The 1,932-nt window shown below is 46.0% G+C and carries 2 protein-coding genes; one reads left to right on the top strand and one right to left on the bottom strand.

The genetic code is table 11. The features are described 5' to 3' along the window. Positions 1 to 1,176, top strand: a 1,176-nt coding sequence (locus F6K37_RS40090) for an aldehyde dehydrogenase family protein (protein ID WP_287256838.1), incomplete at its 5' end; no start/stop codon positions are given. Positions 1,177 to 1,423: 247 nt separating this feature from the next. Here the strand turns inward: F6K37_RS40090 and F6K37_RS40095 are convergent. Continuing rightward, the coding region (locus F6K37_RS40095; RefSeq protein WP_287256840.1) for a hypothetical protein at positions 1,424 to 1,932 on the bottom strand (509 nt) is incomplete at its 5' end.

Raw genomic sequence — 1,932 nt, forward strand, 5'->3', positions numbered from 1 at the left:
TCCGAAGCGATTGACTTCTGTCATTACTACGCATCAGAGATGGAACGGCTCAGCGATGGATATAACTACGACATTGCTGGAGAAACCAATCGCTATGTCTATCAACCCCGAGGTATTGCCCTAGTAATTTCTCCCTGGAACTTCCCCATCGCCATTACCACAGGAATGACTGTAGCAGCCCTAGTGGCTGGAAATTGTACTCTACTTAAACCCGCAGAAAACTCCTCAGTGATTGCCGCGAAAATAGCTGAAATTTTAGTAGAAGCCGGGATACCCAAAGGAGTATTTCAATTCGTTCCAGGCAAAGGCTCAACCGTCGGTGCCCATATGGTCAAGCATCCCGATGTCCATCTAATTGCCTTTACCGGTTCCCAAGAAGTCGGTTGTCGTATCTACGCTGATGCCGCTATCGTGCAACCAGGTCAAAAACATCTCAAGCGAGTCATTGCGGAGATGGGAGGTAAGAATGGGATTATCGTAGATGAAAGTGCTGACCTCGACCAAGCTGTAGCTGGAGTCGTCAAGTCAGCATTTGGTTACAGTGGTCAAAAGTGTTCCGCTTGCTCCCGAGTAATTGTGTTAGAGCCAGTGCATGATAACTTCCTAAAACGGTTAGTGGAAGCAACGCGATCGCTTAACATTGGGCCAGCAGAAGCACCCAGTACCCAGGTTGGTCCAGTGATAGATGCTACTGCACGCGATCGCATTCGGGAGTACCTTGACAAAGGACGTCAGGAAGCCAACGTAGCATTAGAAATGCCAGCACCTGACACCGGATACTTTATTGGTCCAGTGATCTTTAAAGATATCTCCCCCAACGCCACCATTGCCCAAGAAGAAATCTTTGGTCCAGTAGTAGCGGTAATGGCAGCAAAGAATTTCCAAGAAGCCCTTGATATCGCCAACAGTACCAACTATGCCCTCACCGGAGGCTTATATTCTCGCACTCCATCCCATATAGAACAAGCCTCAGGCGAGTTTGACGTCGGTAATCTATATATCAACCGCAATATTACCGGTTCGATTGTATTACGGCAACCTTTTGGTGGCTTCAAGATGTCTGGAGTAGGGTCAAAAGCAGGAGGTCCCGATTATCTAGTGCAATTCCTCGAACCCCGTACTATTACTGAAAATATCCAGCGACAAGGCTTTGCACCCATTGAAGGCATGGAATAGTTTCTAGGTAAGCTATCAGCGTGTCGCGTATCAGCGTGTCGCGTATCAGCGTGTCGCGTATCAGCTTTTGGTTAGGTCACAGCGTCGAAGCCTGTGCCACAAAGCTGCTGGACTTTTCTGGTGACTTTCAATTCTCATTAATCTATCAATATTAAATTCTCGCTTTTGAGGTTTATTTTAAGCTGACCGCTGACCGCTGACCGCTGTTCGCGTAGCGTGCGCGTAGCGCATATGCTTACCTATGAACTTAGTAGGAAATTCCTCGATATTTCTTTTTAGACCGTTGTATAACAAACCCTTGAGCATCGGTCGGTAACTGGATTAAGATAGGTTCCACTTCATAGGAAATCCCTCGATATTTTTTTTTAGACAGCCGTTTAACAGATTGCTTAGTAATTTGCTGACACCTAGGATTCAGGTCGCCCTCAGCTTTTGGTGTACTGTTCTGGTCACTGACTGCTGTCTCAGAAACCACTTTCTCCTGATCGAGATTACCAGTAGGTACTTTTGGATTTTCGGGGGAATCAGATTCTGTCGAATTGTGCCAGTATCCGGGGTTGTGAGTTACTATCGAAGCTTCGGAAGCTGAAACATCATCTTCCGGGAGTGAATCAGGTAAAACTGGCGTAGGAAACTGGTTATGATTTCTGGATTCTTCACTATCAAGATGTCTAGGAGTTTCCGGTTCAGATATAGCTGTTCTTAGTGATAAAACATCAGTGAATTTAGGTTGATCACTATTTATTGGTGAACTAA

It is taken from the genome of Moorena sp. SIO4E2 (assembly GCF_010671945.1).
Classification (GTDB): domain Bacteria; phylum Cyanobacteriota; class Cyanobacteriia; order Cyanobacteriales; family Coleofasciculaceae; genus Moorena; species Moorena producens.